Here is a 15,426-nt window from a genome sequence, read left to right as displayed (position 1 = left end):
TCGCCCCCGACTCGGCTGTGACCCAGCCCACGGAACTTCTTACCACCAATTAAGCACGGATACGTTCCCGGTTGTCATTCGGGGGCAACCGAACCGGTGTGCTCAGGCAATCGAAGCGTTACCGAAGCCGCCGCCGCCATCAGCATCGCACCGGACAGCTGCACCGAGAGGTCGCGCTCGGGGGTCTGCGACGAACGCACCGCCCCGGCGATGAACTCCGGTCCGGCGCTCTGGGCGTCGGGGACGACGGCGGGCGAGCTCCAGTCGGGGCCGAACAGCGGCAGCCCGTCGATCTCGGCGCGCTGCGACCATGCCGCCTCGGCGCTGGTCACCACCAGTCGGGCTGCCGTCTCCCGGATCCGCTCCTCGCCGGGGGCGCCCACGGGAAGATCCGTGGCGATCAAGGCCAGGTAGCGGGCGAGGATGCCGGTGAACAGTCCGCCGTCGCCGCCTCCGTGGCCGGACAGCACTCCGTCGGGCCGTGCCTCGTGCCGGGCGACGACGTCCAGGAGTTCCTCGAGGCGGTGCAGGTGCCGCAACTCGCCGGTCAGGCGGTACGCCTCGAGCCAGAGGCCGAGGGTCACGCCCTGGCAGTAGGTGTACACGTTGTTCTCCTCGCGGCGGCTCCCGTCGGGGTTCGCCCAGAAGCCGTCGGCGATCAATCCGCTCGGCAGCACCAGGTTCTCCGCGATCCAGTCGGCCGTGGCGACGCCGCGCTCGATGCGCCCGCGCCGGGCGAGGAAGATCCCCGCCGGCCCGTTGGCGGGCACGTTGAAGAAGTGGTCGGAGGTCCGCCACGGGATGCCGCCGCCGAGTTCGGGGGTCCACGCGTCGTAGAGCACCTCCGTGAGCTTCCGCTGCGCGCGCGGCCGTCCGCCGCGCGCTATATGCCGGCTCGCGCGCTCGAGTGCCAGCGCCAGCCAGGCCATATCGTCGTAGTACTGGTTGGTCCACCGGCCGAAGTTGCGCAGCCGGATCCCGCGGGTCAGGGCGCGGGCCTCGCCGGCGGCGCGGACGTCGCCGAGCCTGGCCGCGTCGACCAGGATGTCGAGCAGGTGAGCCTGCCACCAGTAGTGCCACGACGACGTGATCCGCTCCTTCGACCCGAAGCGTCCGGGCGGCGGCCAGGTGATCACACCGATGCGGGTGACCGGGACCACGTGGCCCAGGCGACGCAGGTGACGATCACGCAGGGCGTCGATCGCCGCCTCGGCGCGGGCCGCGGGCGTGGCCGCGGCGTCGGGGGAGGGGGACGATTCGACTTCATCGGTCATGGCCGCTACCCTAAATCCCGGTTCACCGGATTACGTGCCGGTGCATCGAGTTCAACCAGAGACCGTTGGTCGTTCGGGAGTGATCCCGGCCGAAGGCCCGAGTTCCACTCGGCGGCCCACGCAGGATGAACGAGGAGACTTCGCCGCGGTCCGCCGTGTGCCGACATCGCCCCGTGCTTCCTGCACGGGGCGTTCGTGTTTCTCCGGCCGGACGCTGCACCCCATCCGAGCGGCGGGAACTGGGTCGTGACACCCGCAGGGTGTCAAACGGAAATGACACGAGAGGAGGCGAAGTATGGCCAACCAGGACAAGATCGATGCAGTCGCAGAGATCACCGAGCAGTTCAAGGGCGCTAACGCGGCGGTCATCACGGAATACCGTGGTCTGTCCGTTCCGCAGATCTCCGAGCTGCGTCGCTCGCTCGGCGAAGGCGCAACCTACTCCGTCGCCAAGAACACCCTCGTCAAGCGCGCTGCTGCCGAAGCAGGCGTGGAGGGGCTCGACGAGCTGTTCGTTGGTCCGACCGCGATCGCCTTCATCGAAGGTGAGCCGGTCGTCGCCGCCAAGGCGATCAAGACCTTCGCCAAGGACAACAAGGCTCTGGTCATCAAGGGCGGCTACATGGACGGCCGTGCGCTGTCCATCGCCGAAGTTGAGGCCATCGCCGACCTGGAGACCCGTGAGGTCCTCCTGGCCAAGCTCGCCGGTGCCATGAAGGGCAACTTGGCAAAGGCCGCCGGGCTGTTCAACCAGCCCGCTTCGCAGGTCGCGCGTCTCGCCGCGGCACTGCAAGAGAAGAAGGAGGGCGAGGAGGCAGCCTAGCCTCCCGCCCCACCCGCGGCCGGGCAACCGGTCGCACCACCGACCCGGCCCGCATTCCGCGAAGGGGATGCAGGCCCCCCGTACTGGGACTTAAAGGAAGGACGCCATCATGGCGAAGCTCACCGCTGACGAGCTCATCGAGCAGTTCAAGGAACTGACCCTGCTGGAGCTCAGCGATTTCGTGAAGAAGTTCGAAGAGGTCTTCGAGGTCACCGCCGCGGCTCCGGTCGCCGTCGCCGCTGCCGGTGCTCCGGCCGCCGGTGGCGCCGAGGCCGCCGCCGAGCAGGACGAGTTCGACGTGGTGCTCGAGGGTGCCGGCGACAAGAAGATCCAGGTCATCAAGGTCGTCCGCGAGGTCGTCTCGGGCCTGGGCCTGAAGGAGGCCAAGGATCTCGTCGAGGGTGCTCCGAAGGCGCTCCTGGAGAAGGTCAGCAAGGAAGACGCCGAGGCCGCCAAGGCCAAGCTGGAAGAGGCCGGCGCCTCCGTCTCGCTCAAGTGAGACCGCGCTCGCCTCGTGCGAGCGACCAGCCGTATCGGCAACGACGAAGGCCCGCAGGGATCCCCTGCGGGCCTTCGTCGTATCCGCCCTCGAGGATTGCGCGAGCGGAGCCCTTCGGCGGAGCTCAGGAACCACCGAGAAGTCGACCCGACGCCCAGGGACCAAGGTCCCGGCTGATCTGGGACCGACGACTCTGTGACCTGCACCGCTTCGGCATCGCCATGTGGACTCTCGTCTCACTTTGGCTAAGTCGTCTTCCTTAGGTATTCTCAGCCAGTCAAGAAGTTACCGCGAGGTAAGTTCCGGCCGATCGTGATCGTGGCGACAGCCCTGGTCTGTGGTGTCGTCGGATGCGGGCGTGGGTTAGAGTGACCGCAGCCACATTTGACGCACTGAGGGAGCACGGCTCCGCGTGGTGGTCGGCACGGCAACGCTACGACTTCTTGGTGCACACGACACGTCTGGAGGACGCAGTGGGAGTAGAGGTCGCAGTCGAGGGCTTGACCAAGTCGTTCGGCTCACAGAACATCTGGCGTGATGTGACGCTGACCCTGCCGGCAGGAGAGGTCAACGCGCTCCTGGGGCCGTCGGGCACCGGTAAGTCGGTGTTCCTGAAGACCCTGATCGGGCTTCTGCATCCGGAGCAGGGTTCGGTGGTCATCGACGGCACCGACATCACCCAGTGCTCGGCCAAGGAACTGTACGAGATCCGCAAACTCTTCGGCGTGCTGTTCCAGGACGGCGCGCTGTTCGGCTCGATGAGCCTCTACGACAACATCGCCTTCCCGCTTCGTGAGCATACGAAGAAGAAGGAAGACGAGATCCGTCGCATCGTGATGGACAAGGTGGAGCTGGTCGGTCTGGCCGGCGCCGAGGACAAGCTGCCCGGCGAGATCTCCGGCGGTATGCGCAAGCGCGCCGGTCTGGCACGCGCGCTGGTGCTCGACCCCGAGATCATCCTGTGCGACGAGCCGGACTCCGGTCTGGACCCCGTGCGCACTGCCTACATCTCGCAGCTGCTGATCGACATCAACGCCGAGATCGACGCCACGATCCTCATCGTCACGCACAACATCAACATCGCCCGGACCATCCCGGACAACATCGGCATGCTGTTCCGCAAGGAATTGGTGATGTTCGGTCCGCGCGAGGTGCTGCTCACCTCCGAGCAGCCCGTCGTCAAGCAGTTCCTGGCCGGTGACCGCTTCGGCCCGATCGGCATGTCCGAGGAGAAGGACGAGGCCGTGGCCGCCGCGGAGGCCGCCATGCAGGCCGCCGGCATCTCCGGCGGCGGCACCAAGGACGACTTCAGCGAGATCATCCCGCAGGTGCAGCCGAACCCGGGCATGCCCGTGCGCAAGGCCGCGATCCGCCACCGTCAGAACGTCCTGAACATCGTCAACGGTCTGCCGCCGAACGCACAGGCCGCCATCCGCGCGTCGATCGCCGAAGAGGACCGCCGGGCCGCGGAGACGCCGGACACCTCGGCCACCCTGGTCGCCATGGCGAATCACCAGTTCAGCTATCCGGACGGCGTCGTCCTCGACCATCATCACGACGCCACCGCGGTGGCGTCCGCCGGTGGTGTCACCGAGGTGATCGAGACCCCGACCGAGACGATCGTCCTCGACGAGGAGACGCGGCAGGTCGCGACCCTGCCCGAGGAAGAGCGCACCGAGGAGATCACCCGGGTGATCGACGACGGACAGGGGAGCGGCCGGGCATGACGACCGCCACCCAGCGTGGCGTCGCAAGGCTGCAGAAGGCCGGTGACGGGGCACTGTCCCAGACCGGCAATGTGGTGCAGCTCTTTGTCGACGTCGCGCGTCAGCTGTTCGTGCGCCCGTTCCAGTGGCGCGAGTTCATTCAGCAGGCCTGGTTCATCGCCAGTGTCACCATCCTGCCGACGGCGCTCATCGCGATTCCGTTCGGCGCGATCGTGTCGCTGCAGACCGGCTCGCTGATCAAGCAACTCGGCGCGGAGTCGTTCACCGGCGCAGCGAGCGTTCTCGTCGTCGTGCAGCAGGGTTCGCCCCTGGTCACGTCGCTGCTGGTGGCCGGAGCCGCCGGATCTGCGGTGGCCGCCGACCTCGGCTCCCGCACCATCCGCGAAGAGATCGACGCCATGGAGGTGCTGGGCATCAACCCGGTGCAGCGACTGGTGGTCCCGAGGGTGCTCGCCATGGTTCTGGTGGCCATGCTCCTCAACGGCCTGGTCGCCGTCGTCGGCATCGCCGGCGGCTACTTCTTCAACGTGATCGTGCAAGGCGGCACCCCCGGTGCTTACCTCGCGTCGTTCGGTGCGCTGGCGCAGTTGCCTGACCTGTACGTCTCGACCTTCAAGGCGGCGATCTTCGGCATCATCGCCGGCGTGGTCGCGGCCTACAAGGGACTCCATCCGAAGGGCGGCCCGAAGGGCGTCGGCGAGGCGGTCAACCAGTCCGTGGTCGTGACCTTCCTATTGCTGTTCTTCGCGAACCTGATCATCACAGCGGTCTTCATCCAGATCGTTCCGCCGAAGGTAGGTTAGCCGTGACCCGTGGTGTGACGATTGCCAAGAGCCGGCCCGAGTACCTGGTCTACGAGGCCAGGAAGCAGCTCGGTCGTCCGTTCAAGCTGCTCGACGGTGCCGGCGAACAGATGTCCTTCTACGGACGGACGCTGGCATGGATTCCGCGCACGCTGGTGCACTACACCCGCGAGGTGATGCGCATCCTCGCCGAGGTGGCCTTCGGCGCCGGCGGCATGGCCGTCATCGGCGGCACGGTGGGCGTGATGATCCTGATGTCGGGCTTCACCGGCGTGGTGGTCGGCATGCAGGGCTACGCGGCCCTGAGTCAGATCGGTTCGGAGGCGCTTTCGGGCTTCCTGTCCGCCTACGTCAACACGCGCGAGGTCGCGCCCCTGGTGGGTGGTCTCGCGCTCAGTGCGACGGTGGGCTGCGGCTTCACCGCGCAGCTCGGCGCCATGCGCATCTCCGAGGAGATCGATGCGCTCGAGGTGATGGCGGTGCCCTCGATCCCGTTCCTGGTCTCCACGCGGGTGATCGCCGGCTTCGTCGCCGTGATTCCGCTGTACGTGCTCGGCCTGATGGCCGCCTATCTGGCGTCTCGGGTGATCAACACGACCTTCAACGGCCAGTCCACGGGCTCGTACGACCATTACTTCAACCTGTTTCTGCCACCAGAAGACGTCCTCTGGTCGTTCGGCAAAGTGCTGGTCTTCGCCTTCGTGATCATCCTGGTCCACTGCTACTACGGCTACTACGCCAGTGGGGGCCCGGCCGGCGTGGGTGTGGCCGTGGGACACGCGGTGCGTTCGGCGCTGGTGCTGATCGCGCTGATGGACTTCTTCCTCGGTCTGGCCATCTGGGGCACGTCGACGTCGGTCCGGGTCGGAGGTTAACGCGCGATGCAGACAGTCAAGCGCAGGCTGCTCGGCCTGGTGTTCTACGTCATCGTCTTCGGGTTGCTGGCCACGTCGGTCCTCATCTTCCGGGGCACCTTCGAGACCGTCACCAAGGTGACGCTGGTGGCCGGCGACGCGGGCAACGCGCTGGTGCCCAAGGCCGACGTCAAGGCGCGCGGCGTGGTGGTCGGGACGGTCAAGGCCGTCACGGTCCGCGAGGGAGGCAAGGTCGACGTCGAGCTCGGACTGGATCCGAACCTGGCCGGCGACCTGCCGGCCAACACCACAGCCCGTATCCTGCCGAAGACCCTGTTCGGCGAGCGCTTCGTCTCGCTGGAGATCCCGGCCGACCCGCAGGGCGGCACCCTGGCCAAGGGCGGCACCATCAAGACCGACGCGAGCGGCAACGCCCCCGAGGTCGAGGATCTGTTCGACGCACTGCTGCCGATCCTGGAGGCCGTTCCCCCCGAGGACCTGAACGCGACGCTCACCTCGGTGAACGCCGCCATCGGAGGCCGTGGCAAGGAGCTGAACAAGACCATCGAGCAGCTCAACACCATCTTTTCCCGGGTCAACGCGAACATGCCCGAGCTGCAGGGCACCCTGCGCGGTCTGGCCTCGTTCTCGCAGACCTACTCCGATGCGCTGCCGGATGTGATCGACGCGCTCGACAACCTGCGCGTGACCAACCGGACCGTGGTGGAGCGCCAGGGCGACCTCCGCAACGTCATCGCGACACTCGGCGTGGCCGCGGTCGACACCACGAACTTCCTGAACAAGAACCGGCGCAATCTGGTGAACGTGTTCGTCGACTCGGAGTTCATGCTCAAGCAGCTGGCCCGCCAGTCGCCGGTGTTCCAGTGCACGTTCCACAACTTCGCCACGATCATCCCGAAGGTCGGGCCGATCGTCGGCAAGGACACCGAGAATCCCGGAGTCCACGTGAACGTGCAGTTCGTGAATCCGCGCGGCCGGTACCTGCCGAACCAGGACGAGCCCCGCATGTGGTGGCTCGATCCGCCGGCCCGCTGCTACGAACCGGCCACCAACGGCCGCCCGTTCCCGCAGTACCCGGGCGGCAGCGTCCCGGACGGCTCGTACCAGCCGCCGTCGCGTAACGCCGGTCCGAAGACCTGGCCGAATCTGCCGCAGCCGCAGTTCGCGGGAATGCCCGCCGGCAAGGGCATGGAGAGCGACTACATGACTCAGATGAAGCTGATCTACGGCGCCGACAGCGGTCAGAACCCGGCGGACGTGCCGGGCTGGACCACCTACATCGGCGGCACCGCACTGCAGGGAGCGCAGGTGACGATCAAATGAGGGGTGTCTGGTCTCCGCTGATCAAGCTGATCGTCTTCGCTGTGGTGACGATCCTGGCGACGACGGTGCTGGCGCTGTTGATCGCCAATGCGGGCGCGTCGGGCAAGAACAGCTACAAGGCGATCTTCACCGACGCCGCCATGCTGAACCCCGGAGACGACGTCCGGATCGCCGGCGTGCGCGTCGGTCAGGTCCAGAGCGTGAACATCGTCGAACAGAACCGCGCCGAAGTGGCGTTCGACGTCAACCGCAGCACGCTGCCCAAGAGCACCCGGATCTACATCCGGTACCGCAACCTGGCCGGTCTGCGGTACGTGGCACTGGAGAAGGGGCCCGGCGACGCCGCCGAGACGGTCGGCCCGGGCTACACGTTCCGGTACCACGAGGACCGCAAGGTGAGCAGCACGTTCCCCGCGGTGAACCTCACAGAGCTGTTCAACGGCTTCCGGCCGCTGTTCAAGCAGATCACCCCCGACGACATGAACAAGCTCGCCGAGACGGTGATCGCCGTGTTCCAGCAGGGCGACGGCGTCGACATGGGCGCCACCATCGGCTCGCTGATCAATCAGACCGCCGAACTGACCAACACCATCGCCGACAAGGACAAGGTGATCGGCGAGATGATCACCAACCTCACCAAGGTGCTGGACACGGTGAACAAGAACGACGACCAGCTGACCGATCTGCTGGTGAACACCGAGAAGCTGGTGACCGGCCTGGCCGCTCAGCGCGGTTCGGTGGGCTCGGCGATCAGCTCGGTGTCGAACCTGACCTCGCTCACCGGCTCCATCCTGAGTCAGACCCGCCCGTCGATCCAGGCCTCGCTGGCCGGTCTCAAGGCCACCAGCGACAAGATCAACGCGCGGCAGGGCGACGTGGAGGACGTGCTGAAGAACCTCCCGGTCAAGCTGGAGAAGCTGGGCCGCTCGGCCACCTTCGGTTCGTGGTTCCAGTTCTACCTGTGCGGCCTGGACATCACCGCGGGCAACGGGAAGTCGAGGCTGCTGAGCCAGCCGCTGGTGCCGCTGCCGGACATCAACCACGTCCTCTACACCAGCATGGCCACACGCTGCTGGGCCGACGGCAAGATCAACGGGGAGGGGTGAGCATGTCCGACCAGCAGAAGAACGCGGCCGACATCGACGTCACCAAGCTGCCGCCGAAGAAGTCCCGCCGGTTCGCGGGTCAGCGCAAGCCCCGCAGCATCGGCATCCTGGGCGTCACGGTCCTGATCATGCTGACGCTGTCGTCGTTCTATCTCAAGGATCTGCCGCTGGTGGGCGCCAGCCCGCAGTACACGGTCCAGTTCGACGAGGCCGCCGGCGTGAAGCCCGGCAACGAGGTCCGCGTCGCGGGCGTCAAGGTCGGCGAGGTCACGGCGGTGGACCTCGACGGCGACCGGGTCCTGATGCGGATGCGGGTGGCGAACACCTGGATCGGCGACAAGACGCAGGCGACCATTCAGATCAAGACGGTGCTCGGCCAGAAGTACATCGCGCTCAACCCGATGGGCACCAAGCGGGCCGATCCGCGCGAGGTCCTCACCGACACCGTCGCCCCGTACGACGTCGTCGAGGCGTTCTCCGACGCCGCCGACCAGATCGAGAACGTCGACACAGATCAGGTGGCCGAGGCGCTCGGCAAGCTGTCCGACGTCTTCCGGGCCTCGGCCAAGGACGTCGGTCCGGCGCTGGACGGCATCTCCCGGCTGTCGCAGACCATCGCGAGTCGAGACGCCGAGGTGGAGCGACTGCTGAAGGCGACGCGCTCGTCGGCCAAGATCCTGGCCGACCGCAACGAGGAGTTCACCCGGTTGATCGCCGGCGCGGGTGTGCTGCTGCAGGAGCTCAACAACCGCCAGCAGGCCATCTCGTCGCTGCTCAAGAGCACCGAGGCGCTCAGCAAGGCGCTGACCGGAATCGTGCGCGACAACGAGAAGCAGATCGGCCCGGTGCTCAAGTCCCTCGAGGGCGTGACCACCCTGCTGACCTCGCAGAATGCGAACCTGCGGTCGTCGATCCAGAATCTCGCACCGTTCTACCGCCTGTACGCCAACGTGCTGGGCAACGGACGGTGGTTCGAGGCGACGGTGACCAACCTGCTGCCGCCGGCCCTTCCGGCGCAGAACACCCATCGCCCGCCGAACATGCGCAAGAACCTCACGAATGGGGGGACGGGTAGCTGATGAGCACACCGGACGCGAACGTGGAGAACACCTTCTTCACGCCCAGGAACAACAAGATCATCGCGCTGGTCGCGGTGGTGGCGGTGATCGTCGGCATCATCGGCTGGTGGGCCTTCGGCTACCTGAACTCGACCAAGGTGCGGGCCACCTTCTCCAGCGCGGTGGGGCTCTACGAGGGCTCCAACGTGCGGGTGCTCGGCGTGGACGTCGGCAAGATCACCAAGGTGACGCCGCAGGGCGAGACGGTCCTGGTGGAGATGGACGTGCGCCACGGGGTCACCCTGCCGGCCGACGTGCAGGCCGTCCAGGTGATCCCGTCTCTGGTGGCCGACCGCTACGTGCAGCTGCTGCCGGCCTACAGCGGCGGCGCCGCCGCGGGGAACAACGTGAACATCCCGATGGACCGCACCGCGGTCCCGGTCGAGATCGACGGGATCTACGCCAACCTGCAGAAGCTCTCGAAGTCGCTCGGCCCGGGCGACGACGAGGTGAACCAGAAGGGCGCGCTGAGCGAGTTCGTGAGCGCCGGCGCCACCGCGCTGGAGGGCAACGGCGAGAAGCTCGGCAGCGCCATCGAGAACCTGTCGAAGGCGGCGTCCCGGCTGTCGAACTCCCGGGGCGACCTGTTCTCGACGGTCAAGGACCTCGACGTGTTCGTCGGAGCGCTCAAGGAGAGCGATTCGCAGGTGCGCCTGTTCAACTCGCAGATGGCGCAGTTCAACAGCTTCCTGGCCGGTGAGCGGAACCAGCTCGGCAAGGCGCTGAACACGCTCTCGTATGCGCTCGGCGACGTCGCCGGCTTCCTGGCCGACAACGAGGCCAAGCTGGGCAAGGCGATCCGGGATCTGCAGCCGACCGCGCAGGCGCTCTACGACAACCGCGAGGACCTCCTGGAGATCTTCACCGTGCTGCCGACCACGATCAGCAACCTGATCAACGCGTACGACGCCGAGTCGGGCACGGTCGCCATGCGCGTCAACATCCTCGATTTGCAGGACCCCATCGGGGCACAGTGCCGCCTTCTCGACCTGGGCAAGCTGATGCCCGGCAATCCGCTCGCCATGGAGTTCAGCCGGAAGATGAAGCCGCTGGTCTCGCACTGCGAGGAGATCGGCGAGCAGATCCAGGACGACGTGCTCGAGCCGATCCTCCCGATCCTGCCGTTCGGCATCATGAGCAACTACAAGCTCCAGCGCATCCAGCCGCCGGGCTCGCGACCGGGCAACCCCGATCCGAAGCTGCCGGGAGGGAACTGATGAAGTTCGGTAAGAGCAACCGTCTCAAGGCTGTGGGACTCGGCGCGGCGATGGCCGCGATGATCTTCGGCGTGTCGGCGTGCGGTGTCAACGTGCAGGAGATGCCGCTCCCGGGCGGCGTCTCGCTGGGCGACAACCCGCGCGAGTACAAGATCGAGTTCGAGAACATCCTGGATCTGGTCCCGCAGTCGGTGGTGAAGAAGAACGGCATCCCCGTGGGTCGCGTCACCAAGATCGAGGTGCCCGACGGGGAGTGGACCGCGCTCGTCACGGTCAAGGTGCAGAACGTCGTGAACCTGTCGGATCAGGCGCGTGCCGCGGTGCAGCAGACCAACCTGCTCGGTGAGAAGTTCGTCGCGCTCAGCGAACCGGAGGGCACGGCTGACGACCCGCGCCAGAATCCGGCCGTGCCGATCGGCGTCAGCCGCACCAAGACGACCACCGACATCGAGGAGCTCCTCGGCGCGCTGTCGCTGCTGCTGAACGGCGGCGGCATCGCCCAACTCTCGCCGATCGTCACCGCGCTGAACCAGTCGATGGGCGGCGAAGAGGGCAACAAGCAGACCCGCGAGCTGCTGATCAACGCGGAGAAGCTGATCCGCGGACTGAACAAGCAGCGTGACGACATCGTCAACGCGATCGACGGCATCTCGGTGCTGTCCGATCGGGCGTCCAACCAGACCGCGCAGATCGAGCGGATTCTCGACGAGCTGCCGGCCGGCATCGCGGTGCTGGAGGAGCAGCGCCCGCAGCTGGTCGACCTGTTGGTGAAGCTCGACGAGCTGGGGCAGGCGGGTACCGCGGTGCTCGGCAAAGCCCACAAGGCGATCATCACCGACCTGAAGGCGCTGGCGCCGATCCTGACGCAGCTCGCGAAGGCCGCCGACGATGCGATCACCGCCGCACCGCTGATGCTGACTCATCCCTTCCCGGACGACATCCTGCCCGCGGTGCAGGGCGACTCGACCAACTTGTTCCTCAACGTCGACCTGCGACTGCTGAACCAGCTCGAAGCGCTCGGCGTGGGTCAGGGAACTCCGCGGTACCAGGCACCGTCGGTGAATCCGCCGAAGGTCGATCGCAACAACCCGTACATCAACGGGAACGGCCCCCGTTGGGGCTGGCCGACCATCTCCCTGCTGCCGCCGGCCCCGAATTCGCGGCTCGGGCCCAACACTCCGCCGTCGGGCGGGCTGTATCCGATGAACCCGGTGCCGCCGCCCGCCGCCCGCAACCCGTCGAGCCGGTCGACGACGAAGAAGAAGCCGACGACCAGCAGCACGCAGAACAAGCCCGGCCGCAACCCGAGCTCGGCCGACGTGAACTACCTGGACGGCCCGATCGCGCTCCTCGGAGGCACCGATGGTCACTAAACTCGTCAAGATCCAGCTGATCGTGTTCGCGGTGATCGGCGTGCTCGCCATCATCTTCGTCGGGGCCAACTACGCCCGCCTGGACAAGCTGGCCGGCATCGGCCAGTACCCGGTGACGGTCGAGATGGGCGACAGCAGCGGCGGCATCTTCACCAACGCGCAGGTGACCTATCGCGGCGTTCCGGTCGGCCGCGTGGGCAAGCTGACGCTCACCGACGACGGCGTGAACGTCGAACTGCTGATGGATTCGCGCGCACCCGACGTTCCGGCCTCGGCGGTCGCCGTCGTCGCCAACCGTTCGGCGGTCGGCGAGCAGTACATCGACCTGCGCCCGCCGAACGGCGACGGACCGTACTTGAAGAAGAACGACGTGATCCGCAAGTACGAGCTGCCGCCGGTGCTGCAGGACGTCATGACCGACACGATCACGCTGACCGAGTCGGTCCCGGTCGAGGACCTGACCACCGTGGTGCACGAGCTGGGTCTGGCGTTCAACGGCCGGGCCGAGAGCATGGACCGGCTGGTCGATTCGCTCATCAATCTGACCGAGGCCGGCTACGACAACCTCGGTGAGACCATCAGCCTGATCCAGAACTCGAACGTGGTGCTGTCGACCCAGGCCGACCAATCCGATCAGATCCTGGCCTGGTCCCACGGTCTGGAGCTGGTGACCGCGCAGCTGGCGTCGTCGGATCCGGACGTGCGCCGGATCCTCACCAACGCGCCGCTCACGGCATCGCAGTTGTCGTCGTTCCTGCAGAAGCACGGGGGCGACACCGGCAAGCTGGTCCGGCTGCTGGGCGAGACCATGCATACGGTGGAGCCGGCGACGTTCTCCACCGGCGCCACGCTGGCCATGCTGTCGGCGCTCTCGGCGGGCAGCCACTCGGCGGCTCCGGGCGACGGGCAGATCCACTTCGGCATCGTGCTCGAGACCAACAATCCGCCGACGTGTACCCGGGGCTACGAGGGCACCAAGAAGATCATCGACGAGATGAAGCGGAAGAATCCGGACTTCGACATCAACTACGACGACTTCCCGTTCAACCGGGACGCGAGTTGTGCGGTGCCGGTCGGCAACCCCACGGGTGTGCGCAGTGCCAACCGGGCCGCGCTCAGCAATCCGGAGTACAAGCAGCCGTGGGACAACACGGCGAAGAAGATGCCGGACACGCTGAACTTGAACCCGCTGGCGACCCAGTTGGCGTGGCTGATGGGCGTGCATCCGACCAAGTACAAGAACTGACCGCAAAGCCGCCGTCACCGAGCCTTTGGTGGCGGCGGGTGCGTGGGGGGTGCCGGTCCACGGGGGTGGGCCCGGTGTGAGTAGACGTGAAGGCCGTGATTGGGGTGATCGGTCGTGAGTAGATACAGTGGCGCCCAATGAGTGAGCAGACCTCTTCCGAGTCCGACGACGAGACCAACGACACGCCCGCGAGCGAGTCCGGTCCCGCGAGTGCTGCGGCTGACTCCGCATCCCCTGGGGGCGATGTCGAGGCCGCTCGGCCCGACGACGCAGAGTCCGACGACGCAGAGACCGACGACGCAGAGACCCTCGATGCGGCGGCGAGCGCCGCGCCGTCCAAGGCCGACAAGCAGATCACGAAAGCCGAGGCGAAAGCGGCCAAGGCCCGGGCGAAGGCGGAGCGGGCGCGGGCCCGGGCTGAGAAGGGCCCGACCGAGCCGTGGACGGACGCCGACGGCGGACGCGACTGGAAGGCATCGGCGATCCTGGCGACCGGCGTGGCCGCGCTCGTCGCGGCGATCACCTGCCTCGGATTCTTCGGCTACTACGGAATCACGGCCTACGTGAAGAACGACGGCGCGGCGGTCACCCTGCGCGACGAGTCGGTCGACGTCGCCGAGCAGGCGATCATCAATTCACTGAACATCGATCCCGAGGACATCGACGGGTGGATCAAGCGGGTTCAGTCGACGATGACCGGTGAGGCCCTCGAGCAGACTCAGGGCGAGAGCGTCCAGGCACTCCGCAAGCAGGTCGAGGCCGCCGGCGAGACGCCGACCGCGGAGATCTCCGCGGTGGTCAACCGCGCCGCGGCGACCGAGGTGAACGTCGACGAGAACTGGGCCACCGTGCTGGTCTTCGCGACCGCGACGGCCAAGGCCGACGCGAACGCACCGGGCGAAGCGGTGCCGATGGAGTTCCTCGTGACCGTCGTCGAGGCCGACGGCACGCGCAAGGTCAACAAGGTGGTGCCCCTGCACGTGATCCGGGGTCTGGAAGACCAGGGCGACGTCGAGCAGGGGGATGCCGGTGAGCAGGGCGATTCCGGTGAGCAGGGCGACCAGGCCGGCACCGAGGACGAGGGCGGCAACTGATGAGCGAGAAGAACACGTCCGACGACGCCTCGACCACCCCCGCCTCGGCCATCCCCGGCTACAGGCCCGGAAAGGCCGGCGGGATCGGTGAGCAGACGCAGAAGCCCATCGTCGAGACGGTGCTGGACCTGTCCGGCGGCGCCTCGTCCGGGTCGGCGGCGTCCGGGGCAGAGGCCCGCGGCGAGGTGATCGAGGCCGAGACGACGGTGATCGAGACCGAATCGGGCACCATCACCGAGACCACGCTCGACCTGTCCGGCGGAACCAAGAAGCGCGATGCCGCAGCGGCCACCGAGCGGATCCGCAAGGCGCGGGGGAGTTCGGCCCCGACCGCCCGGGTGCGCGAGCGCGCCGTCGATGCGGACGCCCTGAAGTCGACGTCGAGCACCGACGCGGCCGTGGACGGGCCCGACGGCCTGCACCCGGTGCGCACCGGAAAGCAGACGGTGTCGCTGGCCGTGACCCTCTGGCTGATCGCCGCGATCATCGGCGGACTGGCCGCGTTCTTCGCGTGGCATCCGGGGGTGCCGGGACGCGGCGACAACCTGGCATTCGTCGACCAGAGCCAGTCGAACGAGGTGATGGCGCAGTACTCGGCCAAGGCGTGCGCGCCGTTTACCTACGACTTCGACAAGATCACCGACGACATGAAGCGGGCGCGCACCACGCTCACCGGTTCGGCGCGCGAGGAGTACGACAAGACCGCCGAGACCAACCGCAAGCTCGTCGTCCAGACCAAGGCGGTGGGCACCTGTCACGTCGACTACGTCGCGCTGTCGGCGCTGGAAGGCGACCGGGCAACCGTCCTCGCGATCCTGATCATCAAGGTCACCTCCGGCGAGGAATTGCTCGATCACGTCGCGCCGCGCATGCAGGCCACGATGGAGAAAGTCGACGGCCAGTGGCTGATCAGTGAGGTGGTCGACGTCCGCTGAGCGCGGGTCGTCG

The 15,426-nt window shown here is 67.1% G+C and carries 14 protein-coding genes; 13 read left to right on the top strand and 1 reads right to left on the bottom strand.

The window, feature by feature from the left end:
• Nucleotides 1-74: 74 nt before the first annotated feature.
• Nucleotides 75-1,274: a glycoside hydrolase family 76 protein gene (locus C6V83_RS16655; protein ID WP_105943350.1), complete on the bottom strand. Its 1,200-nt coding sequence runs from the start codon at nucleotides 1,272-1,274 to the stop codon at nucleotides 75-77.
• Nucleotides 1,275-1,569: 295 nt separating this feature from the next.
• Here C6V83_RS16655 and rplJ point away from each other — a divergent pair, with 295 nt between their 5' ends.
• The 13 genes from rplJ (at nucleotide 1,570) to C6V83_RS16590 (ending at nucleotide 15,413) form a co-directional block, all read left to right on the top strand.
• On the top strand, nucleotides 1,570-2,097 hold the full coding sequence (gene rplJ / locus C6V83_RS16650; RefSeq protein ID WP_105943349.1) for a 50S ribosomal protein L10: 528 nt from the start codon (nucleotides 1,570-1,572) through the stop codon (nucleotides 2,095-2,097).
• A gap of 109 nt (nucleotides 2,098-2,206) precedes the next feature.
• On the top strand, nucleotides 2,207-2,596 hold the full coding sequence (gene rplL / locus C6V83_RS16645; protein ID WP_105943348.1) for a 50S ribosomal protein L7/L12: 390 nt from the start codon (nucleotides 2,207-2,209) through the stop codon (nucleotides 2,594-2,596).
• Nucleotides 2,597-3,069: 473 nt separating this feature from the next.
• Nucleotides 3,070-4,323: an ABC transporter ATP-binding protein gene (locus C6V83_RS16640; RefSeq protein WP_105943347.1), complete on the top strand. Its 1,254-nt coding sequence runs from the start codon at nucleotides 3,070-3,072 to the stop codon at nucleotides 4,321-4,323.
• On the top strand, nucleotides 4,320-5,126 hold the full coding sequence (locus C6V83_RS16635) for an MlaE family ABC transporter permease (RefSeq protein ID WP_105943346.1): 807 nt from the start codon (nucleotides 4,320-4,322) through the stop codon (nucleotides 5,124-5,126). Before C6V83_RS16640 ends, C6V83_RS16635 begins: the two co-directional genes overlap by 4 nt.
• A 2-nt stretch (nucleotides 5,127-5,128) precedes the next feature.
• Complete coding sequence (locus tag C6V83_RS16630) at nucleotides 5,129-6,001, top strand: MlaE family ABC transporter permease (protein WP_105943345.1); 873 nt, start codon at nucleotides 5,129-5,131, stop codon at nucleotides 5,999-6,001.
• Nucleotides 6,002-6,007: 6 nt separating this feature from the next.
• Nucleotides 6,008-7,324 (top strand): MCE family protein, encoded by a 1,317-nt coding sequence (locus tag C6V83_RS16625; protein WP_105943344.1) that lies wholly within the window; start codon nucleotides 6,008-6,010, stop codon nucleotides 7,322-7,324.
• Nucleotides 7,321-8,430, top strand: coding sequence for an MCE family protein (locus tag C6V83_RS16620; protein ID WP_105943343.1), 1,110 nt, complete (start codon nucleotides 7,321-7,323; stop codon nucleotides 8,428-8,430). Before C6V83_RS16625 ends, C6V83_RS16620 begins: the two co-directional genes overlap by 4 nt.
• Nucleotides 8,431-8,432: 2 nt before the next feature.
• Nucleotides 8,433-9,509 carry an MlaD family protein gene (locus tag C6V83_RS16615; protein ID WP_105943342.1) on the top strand — a complete coding sequence of 359 codons (1,077 nt, stop codon included), beginning with the start codon at nucleotides 8,433-8,435 and terminating at the stop codon, nucleotides 9,507-9,509.
• On the top strand, nucleotides 9,509-10,765 hold the full coding sequence (locus C6V83_RS16610; RefSeq protein ID WP_105943341.1) for an MCE family protein: 1,257 nt from the start codon (nucleotides 9,509-9,511) through the stop codon (nucleotides 10,763-10,765). Before C6V83_RS16615 ends, C6V83_RS16610 begins: the two co-directional genes overlap by 1 nt.
• Nucleotides 10,765-12,138, top strand: coding sequence for an MCE family protein (locus C6V83_RS16605; RefSeq protein WP_105943340.1), 1,374 nt, complete (start codon nucleotides 10,765-10,767; stop codon nucleotides 12,136-12,138). The genes C6V83_RS16610 and C6V83_RS16605 overlap by 1 nt, the downstream gene beginning before the upstream one ends.
• The gene (locus tag C6V83_RS16600) at nucleotides 12,128-13,384 is read left to right on the top strand and encodes an MCE family protein (protein WP_105943339.1); all 1,257 of its coding nucleotides are present in this window, start codon (nucleotides 12,128-12,130) and stop codon (nucleotides 13,382-13,384) included. Before C6V83_RS16605 ends, C6V83_RS16600 begins: the two co-directional genes overlap by 11 nt.
• Before the next feature lie 137 nt (nucleotides 13,385-13,521).
• Nucleotides 13,522-14,478, top strand: coding sequence for a hypothetical protein (locus C6V83_RS16595; RefSeq protein WP_105943338.1), 957 nt, complete (start codon nucleotides 13,522-13,524; stop codon nucleotides 14,476-14,478).
• Nucleotides 14,478-15,413 carry a hypothetical protein gene (locus C6V83_RS16590; protein WP_105943337.1) on the top strand — a complete coding sequence of 312 codons (936 nt, stop codon included), beginning with the start codon at nucleotides 14,478-14,480 and terminating at the stop codon, nucleotides 15,411-15,413. Before C6V83_RS16595 ends, C6V83_RS16590 begins: the two co-directional genes overlap by 1 nt.
• Nucleotides 15,414-15,426: the final 13 nt, after the last annotated feature.

The sequence above is a fragment of the Gordonia iterans genome, from assembly GCF_002993285.1.
Classification (GTDB): Bacteria; Actinomycetota; Actinomycetes; order Mycobacteriales; family Mycobacteriaceae; genus Gordonia; species Gordonia iterans.
This window is presented reverse-complemented; position numbering and strand designations above follow the sequence as displayed.

Bases quoted from the DNA above. Each gene is read 5' to 3' on its own strand.
- C6V83_RS16655 (WP_105943350.1), bottom strand. From the start codon at position 1,274: ATGACCGATGAAGTCGAATCGTCCCCCTCCCCCGACGCCGCGGCCACG.
- rplJ (WP_105943349.1), top strand. From the start codon at position 1,570: ATGGCCAACCAGGACAAGATCGATGCAGTCGCAGAGATCACCGAGCAG.
- rplL (WP_105943348.1), top strand. From the start codon at position 2,207: ATGGCGAAGCTCACCGCTGACGAGCTCATCGAGCAGTTCAAGGAACTG.
- C6V83_RS16635 (WP_105943346.1), top strand. From the start codon at position 4,320: ATGACGACCGCCACCCAGCGTGGCGTCGCAAGGCTGCAGAAGGCCGGT.
- C6V83_RS16625 (WP_105943344.1), top strand. From the start codon at position 6,008: ATGCAGACAGTCAAGCGCAGGCTGCTCGGCCTGGTGTTCTACGTCATC.
- C6V83_RS16620 (WP_105943343.1), top strand. From the start codon at position 7,321: ATGAGGGGTGTCTGGTCTCCGCTGATCAAGCTGATCGTCTTCGCTGTG.
- C6V83_RS16615 (WP_105943342.1), top strand. From the start codon at position 8,433: ATGTCCGACCAGCAGAAGAACGCGGCCGACATCGACGTCACCAAGCTG.
- C6V83_RS16610 (WP_105943341.1), top strand. From the start codon at position 9,509: ATGAGCACACCGGACGCGAACGTGGAGAACACCTTCTTCACGCCCAGG.
- C6V83_RS16605 (WP_105943340.1), top strand. From the start codon at position 10,765: ATGAAGTTCGGTAAGAGCAACCGTCTCAAGGCTGTGGGACTCGGCGCG.
- C6V83_RS16600 (WP_105943339.1), top strand. From the start codon at position 12,128: ATGGTCACTAAACTCGTCAAGATCCAGCTGATCGTGTTCGCGGTGATC.
- C6V83_RS16595 (WP_105943338.1), top strand. From the start codon at position 13,522: ATGAGTGAGCAGACCTCTTCCGAGTCCGACGACGAGACCAACGACACG.
- C6V83_RS16590 (WP_105943337.1), top strand. From the start codon at position 14,478: ATGAGCGAGAAGAACACGTCCGACGACGCCTCGACCACCCCCGCCTCG.